This is a genomic window from Candidatus Methylomirabilota bacterium, from assembly GCA_036005065.1.
Taxonomy (GTDB): Bacteria; Methylomirabilota; Methylomirabilia; order Rokubacteriales; family DASRDR01; genus DASYQW01.
On the sequence record DASYQW010000410.1, the window covers coordinates 1 to 6,782 of the forward strand.

The window sequence follows — 6,782 nt, forward strand, 5'->3', positions numbered from 1 at the left end:
GCCGGCTCCTGGCCGAGCGGCTCGACGAGATCGGGGCGGGCGGCAGCGCCGCCGGCGTCCTGGCGGTGGCCATCATCGTGGGGTTGCTCGTCATCCTCGTCCTGGAGCTGATGGGTCGCCGCGTCATCTCGCGCCCCTGAGGTTGAGCCGGAGGGGGCCTCGACGGCCCCCTCCGGAACCTCCCCCAGGAACCGGGTTGCGCGGGCTAAGCCCGCGCTCGGAGCGGAACATCCGATGGCGAGGCGGTCAGGTGTGAGCGCGAGAGCCATACCCCGCGCATTCTTCCCCGGATCCTGAGCCGGGGTCGAGATGTCCGCGTCCCGCCTCGGAGCCATCGGCGGCCTGCTGCTGGCGGCGGCCTGCGCCGCCGCCTGCGGGACGCTCCGGGCAAAGCCGATGGATCCGCTCTCGGCCGAGGAGCACAACGACCTCGGCATCGCCTACTACGCGCGGGGCGAGTACGGACTGGCCACGCGGGAATTCCGCCGGGCGCTGGCGCTGGCGCCGGGCTTCACCCTCGCCCTGGTCAACCTCGGGGATGCTCACCTCGCGCTCGGTGAGGTCGATGCCGCCATCGTCGCCTACGGACAGGCGCACGCGCAGAGCCCGGACAGCCCCGCGGTGGCCAACAACCTGGCCTGGGCCCTCCTCCAGCACGAGCACCGCTGGCGGGAAGCCGAGTCGCTCATCCGCGAAGCGCTCGCCCGCGCCCCCGAGCCTCGGGGCTACTACCTGGACACGCTCGGCACCCTGCTGCTTCGGAAGGCCGAGCCAGGCCCGGCGCTGGAGGCGTTCCGCGGAGCCCTTGCCGACCCCGGGCTGCGGGACCGTGCGGTCCGGGCCGCGGTGATCATGCGCGCGGCGGAAGCGCTGGCCAGGCTCGGAGACCCGGCCGGCGCCGCGCGCTGTCAGCAGGTCGCGCGGGCCCTGGCCGTGTCCCCGATCGGGTCCGAGACGGGCCAGGCGGGGCCGGACATCCCCCTATCCAGGGAAGTTGGCCCGGGGGAAAGCATGTGCTAGCATTTGCTAACATTCCGGTACTAACATCAGGCGGGAATTACAGAATTCTCATATGAGACACTTCAAGACCGACGTCTCCCACCGGATCAGGCGGCGACGCCCGAGCATTTTCACGGCGCGCTGGTTCCGACTGGTCCTCGGTAGCGGCATCGTCGTCATCATGGGACTGGCCGTGGGCCCACCGGTCCTCGCCTGGCTCCTCGGCACGCCAGCCGTGTCGCGCAGCGCCCCGGTGGCCCCGGCTGCCCCGCCCCGGTCCCTCGCCCCCCGGACCGAGCCCGTGACGCAGGATCGTCCGGTGGCCGTCTCCGCGCCGCCGCCGGCACGCGAGGCGCGGGCGGCGGCGCCGAACGGGGCCGGGCCGGTGGCGCCGCCCGCCGGCGCGCCAGCCGACCCGGCGCCGACGACAACCGGAGCCGCGCCGGGGAAGGCCTCGGGACCGGGACTCTTCCGCGTCCAGGTCGGAGCGTTCCTCGACCACCGGAACGCGGACCGTCTCGTGGCCCGCCTCAGAAGCGAACACCTCGAGGTCGCCGACAGCGTGACCGAGCAGAGTCGCGTCCTCTATCGCGTGTTCGCCACCCCCAAGCCCGGAGAGGGACTCGATGGCTTGCTCGGACAGCTCCAGGGGCTCGGCTTCACGCCGGAGTTGACGGGCGAGGGCGCCGCCGTCACGGCGCCGGTACCCCTCTCGGCGGCGATCGAGACCTCGCGCGCGCTGCGCGAACAGGGCCTCCGGGTGCGTCTCGAGCGCCAGGCGAGCTCCGCCGCCTTCCGCGTGGTGCGGGTCGGCGCCTTCGTGACGGCCGAGGACGCCGAGCGGGCGCGGGCCGACCTGTCGGCGCGCGGGTTCGAGGGGTTCGTGGTGCGGGAGCGCTGAGGGGCGAGGGAGGTCCCGGAGCTCATGGCGCTTCCCGCGGTAGCCGGACACCAGCCCTGCCTCACGTGGGTGGCCGAATCCGTCACGGTGAAGGGAGGTGGAGACTCTGACTAAGAACGACCTCATCAACGCGGTGGCCGCACACGGCCTGTCGAAGCGCCAATCGGCGTCGGTCGTCGAGACGGTGTTCGACCGGATGCTCAAGGCCTTCGAGGAAGGCAACGACGTCAAGATCGTCGGGTTCGGGCACTTCCGTGTCCGGAAGAAGTCGTCGCGCAAGGGCCGAAACCCGCAGACGGGGGACGAGATCGAGATCACCGCGCGTCGTGTCCTGACCTTCAAGCCCTCCAAGGGGCTCAAGGCACACGTGAACCAGCAGTAGCTCCGGGCGCCCGGTCATGGCGGATCCGATTCCCGACAAGCTCTTCTTCCGGATCGGGGAGGTGGCCGACCTCACGGGGGTACCGCCGTACGTCCTCCGCTACTGGGAGACCGAGTTCAAGCTGCTCCGTCCACGCAAGAACCACGCGGGCCAGCGGGTGTACCGCAAGCAGGACATCGAGCTCGTCCTGCGCATCAAGCGGCTCCTCTACGAGGATCGTCTGACGCTGGAGGGGGCCAAGAAGCGCCTCCAGCAGGAGGCTCGAGGCCGCACCCAGCAGCTCGAGCTGCCCGTCCCCGACGCCCACACGCTGGAAATCTTGCGCGCTCTCCGGTCCCGCCTCGAAGGAATGCGTCAGCTCTTGCGGGGCCAGGGTGAAGTTTCCCTTGAACGTCGCCGTGGCGCGACGTAGAATCCTCAGTGGTCCGGGGCGTGGCGCAGCCTGGTAGCGCACTAGCATGGGGGGCTAGGGGTCGCTGGTTCAAATCCAGTCGCCCCGACCATCTCTCACTGACTATCCGCGGCAGCCGCCCCGTCTGCCGCCGCGTTCGGGCCGGCTGACGGCCCCAGGGCACCACGTGGGCGTCCGAGGACGGCCGAACATCCTGGTGTCGAACGACGACGGGATACACGCGCCCGGCCTGGCGGCGCTGGCCGCGGCCCTGGACGCGGTCGGTGAGGTCTTCGTCGTCGCGCCGGACCGCGAGCGGAGCGCGGTCGGGCATGCGCTGACGCTGCACCGCCCGCTGCGGGTCGAGAGCCTGGGGCCGCGCCGGTTCGCCGTCAACGGGACTCCGACCGACTGCGTGAATCTCGCGGTCCTGGGGATCTTGCCGGTGCGGCCGGACCTGGTGGTGGCCGGCATCAATGCCGGCTCGAATCTCGGGGACGACGTGACGTATTCGGGCACCGTGTCGGCGGCCATGGAGGGCAGCCTGTTGGGAGTTCCGGCCCTGGCGATGTCCCTGGTCGAGGCGGGAGACACGGACGACTTCCGGCCGGCCGCGCAGGCGGCGGCCGGGCTGGCCCGGCTCCTCCTGCGTGATCGGGACAGCGGGGTGTCACTGGTCAACGTGAACGTGCCTCGTGGGGCGCCGCGCGGGCTCAAGCTGACACGCCTGGGGCGCCGCACGTACAGCGAGAAGGTGATCGAGCAGCGCGACCCGCGCGGCAAGCTCTACTACTGGATCGGCGCCGGCCCCCCCGCTTGGGAGGCGGGCGACGACACGGACTTCGCGGCTGTGCATGCCGGTTACGTGTCGGTGACACCGCTCCACCTCGACCTCACGAGCTATGACGGGCTGCGCGCCCTCAAGACGTGGGAGACGGACTTTGGCCGCGGTGGGGCCGGGCCCCGCCGGCGGGGCCGCCGTGGCTGACGATGCTCGGCAAAGTGCTGGGGACCGGGAACGGCTGGCAGGAGGCCCGGGCGGCCCGCGAGCGGGAGCGCATGGTCGAGGAGCAGCTCGTGCGCCGGGGGATCAGCGACGCCCGGGGACTGGAGGCGATGCGGAAAGTCCCGCGTCACCGCTTCGTGGAAGAGGCGCTGCGTGATCGGGCGTACGGGGACCATCCGTTGCCGATCGGCGAGGGTCAGACGATCTCGCAGCCGTACATGGTCGCCGCGATGACGCAGCTGCTGCGCCTGACCGGAAGCGAGAAGGTGCTGGAGATCGGCACCGGCTCCGGCTACCAGACGGCCATCCTGGCCGAGCTCACGCGCCGCGTGTGCTCGATCGAGCGGCTGCCCGGCCTGGCGACTCGAGCCCGGCGCATCCTCGAGGAGCTCGGGTACACTAATGCCGTCGTGAAGACGGCCGACGGGACCTACGGGTGGCCGGACGAAGCGCCCTTCGACCGCATCCTGGTGGCGGCGGGCGCTCCCGCGGTCCCGATGCCGCTCTTCCAGCAGCTTGCCGAGGGCGGGCGGCTGGTCGTGCCCATCGGCGACCCGCAGGCGCAGACGCTGCACGTGGTCGAGAAGGTGGAGGGCCAGATGCGCACCTCTACCGACTGCGGGTGCGTGTTCGTCAAGCTGGTCGGCAAGTACGGGTGGGAGGACTGACCGTCCGGTCGAACGGCCGAGTGTGCGTGGCAACGGGCTCGGCGACAGGCTAGCCGCCGGACTCAGGCGAGAATCGGGGCGTAGCGCAGCTTGGTAGCGCGCCTGCTTCGGGAGCAGGAGGTCGCTGGTTCAAATCCAGTCGCCCCGACCACTCTCCTCCCAGGCTGATCATCAGTGGTCCGATTCAGGAAGAAGCGCGGCGCGTCCGTGGCCCGCCCATCGACGCCTCGAGCGCGGCCATGATGCCGTCGGCGGTGGAGATCGTCGTCGAGGGGCGGGTCCAGGGGGTCGGATACCGCGCGTTCGCGCAGCGTCGGGCGCAGGACCGAGGGCTGACGGGATATGCCCTGAACCTGCACGACGGACGGGTGAAGATCCGGGTCGAGGGGGATCGCGGGGACATCCAGGCCTTCGTGCGGGACCTGGAGACCGGGCCTCCGCTGGCGCGGGTGGAGCGCGTGTCGGTCACGGCGTTGCCGTACAGCGGCCAGTATCGGAACTTCAGCGTCCGCTTCTCGGAGGCACGGTGACCCAGCCGATCCTCCCCGCCGGCCGCTGGCCGGGGAGTGCGCGGCGATGAGCCGCGAGCGGCGAGAGGTCCCCCCGGCCGACGAGCCCGAGCGGCCTCCCGACGACGCCCCCGAGCCCGATGAGGCGCCGGCAGACGCCGAGGCGGCGCCGGACGACCTGGCCCTGGCCGACCTCGAGCCCCAGGACGAGGGGGCCGTTGCCGGTCGGCCGGCTCTCTCCATGTATCTCGCCGAGATCGCCCGCCTCCCCCTGCTGAGCCGGGAAGAGGAGGTCGAGCTCGCCAAGCGTGTGGCGGCCGGCGACGCCGAGGCCGAGCGCCGCATGGTGGAGGCGAACCTCCGGCTCGTCGTGATGATCGCGCGCCGTTACACGAACCGCGGACTGTCGCTGGCGGACCTCATCGAGGAGGGGAACCTCGGGCTGCTGCGGGCCGTGCGGAAATTCCGCTGGGAACGCGGGACGCGGTTCTCGACGTATGCGACCTGGTGGATCCGCCAATCGATCGTGCGGGCGCTCGCCAACCAGGCGCGACTGATCCGGCTACCGGTCCACGTCGAAGCGCTCTACGCGAAGTACCAGCGGACCAAAGAGCGCCTGACGCTGACCCTTGGACGGCGGCCCTCGCTCGCCGAGATCGCGCAGGCTCTCGAGGTTCCCGTCGAGCACCTCGAGGGCCTGGAGGAGGTCGCGGCGACCCCGCTCTCCCTCGAGACTCCGGTGGGGGAGGGGGGCGGCGTCCTCCAGGACATCGTGCCCGATCGATCCGGGCCGTCCACCGATGCCGTCCTCGCCCGGCTCCGGCAGCAAGCTGACCTCCGCGAGATCCTCGACTCGTTGCCCGCCAACGAGCGGACCGTCATCGCGCTCCGCTTCGGCCTCGAAGGCGAGCCCCCGCTGACGCTCGAGGCGATCGGCCAGCGGATGGGCGTGACGCGCGAGCGGATCCGCCAGGTCGAGACCTCCGGCCTTCAGAGGCTTCGGGCTCGGCTCGAGGCTCGAGGAGTCGACCTCCCCGAGCTGTGACCGGCCGGGGGCGATCCGCGGCGCCTGAATCGTCCGCGGCCCCCTCGAAGATTCCCATCTGGGACGCCGCCGGCCGGAAAAGATTGACGGGGCGGCGTCTCGCGCCTATCCTCGGTCGTTGGCTCCGGAAGGGGAAGTGCGACCACCACGACCACGACCACGAAGGCGGAGTGCGCTGTTGGCGGCACTCGGCTTGCTCGCCGCCGTCACCCTGGCCGGCCCGCTCGCCTTCGCCTCCGAGACGGCCGCGGTCGGCTTGCCGCCGCTCCCGCGCGGGTGGCCCGTCACACTCGAGCTGGGCCTCTCGGACGGCCCCGGGGGCGCTGCGCGGCTCCGAGCCTCCGGCCGCTTCGCATTCCGCTATCAGTACCTGGCGGGCGGCGCCAACACCGGCCAGGGCTGGGCCACCTGGAACCCCAACGGCGCGTTCGCGACGCTCTACATCGGGGAGTCCCTCCGGCACCGGATGATTCCGGTCTTCTCCTACTACATGCTCCGCCAGTCGGCGCCCGGCTTCGACGAGGCGGAGGCCATCGGCATCCACCGGAATCTTCAGACGACCGCCACCATGCGGGCCTACTACGCCGATCTCAAGCTGTTCCTGCGGCGTGCGGGCGCCTTCCCCGGCCACCTGATCGTGCTCCACGTCGGGCCAGACCTCTGGGGGTACCTCCAGCGGCGAAGCGTCCACGACGACGTGACCCTCCTCCCGGTCAAGGTCGCCGCCACGGGTCTGCCGGAGCTGGCCGGGCTGCCCAACACCGCGTCCGGATTCGCGCGCGCCATCGTCCGGCTCCGCGACCTCTATGCCCCCAACGTCCGGCTCGCCTACCATCTGAGCATCTGGGGGACGGGCGAGGACATCGCATACACCGACCCCC

At 71.4% G+C, this 6,782-nt stretch carries 9 protein-coding genes and 2 tRNA genes; all 11 read left to right on the forward strand.

Annotated elements, in window-relative coordinates; translation table 11 throughout:
• The first annotated feature begins 309 nt into the window (after nucleotides 1-309).
• Nucleotides 310-1,020: a tetratricopeptide repeat protein gene (locus VGW35_26985; GenBank protein ID HEV8311322.1), complete on the forward strand. Its 711-nt coding sequence runs from the start codon at nucleotides 310-312 to the stop codon at nucleotides 1,018-1,020.
• A gap of 52 nt (nucleotides 1,021-1,072) precedes the next feature.
• Nucleotides 1,073-1,900 (forward strand): SPOR domain-containing protein, encoded by an 828-nt coding sequence (locus tag VGW35_26990; GenBank protein HEV8311323.1) that lies wholly within the window; start codon nucleotides 1,073-1,075, stop codon nucleotides 1,898-1,900.
• 97 nt (nucleotides 1,901-1,997) lie between these two features.
• A complete protein-coding gene (locus tag VGW35_26995) occupies nucleotides 1,998-2,282 on the forward strand; it encodes an integration host factor subunit alpha (protein HEV8311324.1) in 285 nt (94 codons plus the stop codon).
• A 16-nt stretch (nucleotides 2,283-2,298) separates the two neighbouring features.
• A complete protein-coding gene (locus VGW35_27000; GenBank protein ID HEV8311325.1) occupies nucleotides 2,299-2,694 on the forward strand; it encodes a MerR family transcriptional regulator in 396 nt (131 codons plus the stop codon).
• Between the two features lie 14 nt (nucleotides 2,695-2,708).
• Nucleotides 2,709-2,785 (forward strand) — tRNA-Pro (locus tag VGW35_27005).
• 75 nt (nucleotides 2,786-2,860) lie between these two features.
• Nucleotides 2,861-3,661 carry a 5'/3'-nucleotidase SurE gene (gene surE, locus VGW35_27010; protein ID HEV8311326.1) on the forward strand — a complete coding sequence of 267 codons (801 nt, stop codon included), beginning with the start codon at nucleotides 2,861-2,863 and terminating at the stop codon, nucleotides 3,659-3,661.
• A 2-nt stretch (nucleotides 3,662-3,663) separates the two neighbouring features.
• Nucleotides 3,664-4,347, forward strand: coding sequence for a protein-L-isoaspartate(D-aspartate) O-methyltransferase (locus tag VGW35_27015; protein ID HEV8311327.1), 684 nt, complete (start codon nucleotides 3,664-3,666; stop codon nucleotides 4,345-4,347).
• A gap of 74 nt (nucleotides 4,348-4,421) precedes the next feature.
• Nucleotides 4,422-4,498: transfer RNA gene (locus VGW35_27020), tRNA-Pro, on the forward strand.
• An 88-nt stretch (nucleotides 4,499-4,586) separates the two neighbouring features.
• Nucleotides 4,587-4,877 carry an acylphosphatase gene (locus VGW35_27025; protein HEV8311328.1) on the forward strand — a complete coding sequence of 97 codons (291 nt, stop codon included), beginning with the start codon at nucleotides 4,587-4,589 and terminating at the stop codon, nucleotides 4,875-4,877.
• Nucleotides 4,878-4,923: 46 nt separating this feature from the next.
• Entirely contained in the window at nucleotides 4,924-5,901 is a 978-nt protein-coding gene (locus tag VGW35_27030) for a sigma-70 family RNA polymerase sigma factor (protein HEV8311329.1), read from the forward strand.
• A gap of 178 nt (nucleotides 5,902-6,079) precedes the next feature.
• Nucleotides 6,080-6,782: hypothetical protein (locus VGW35_27035; GenBank protein HEV8311330.1), on the forward strand; the 703-nt coding region annotated here is incomplete at its 3' end.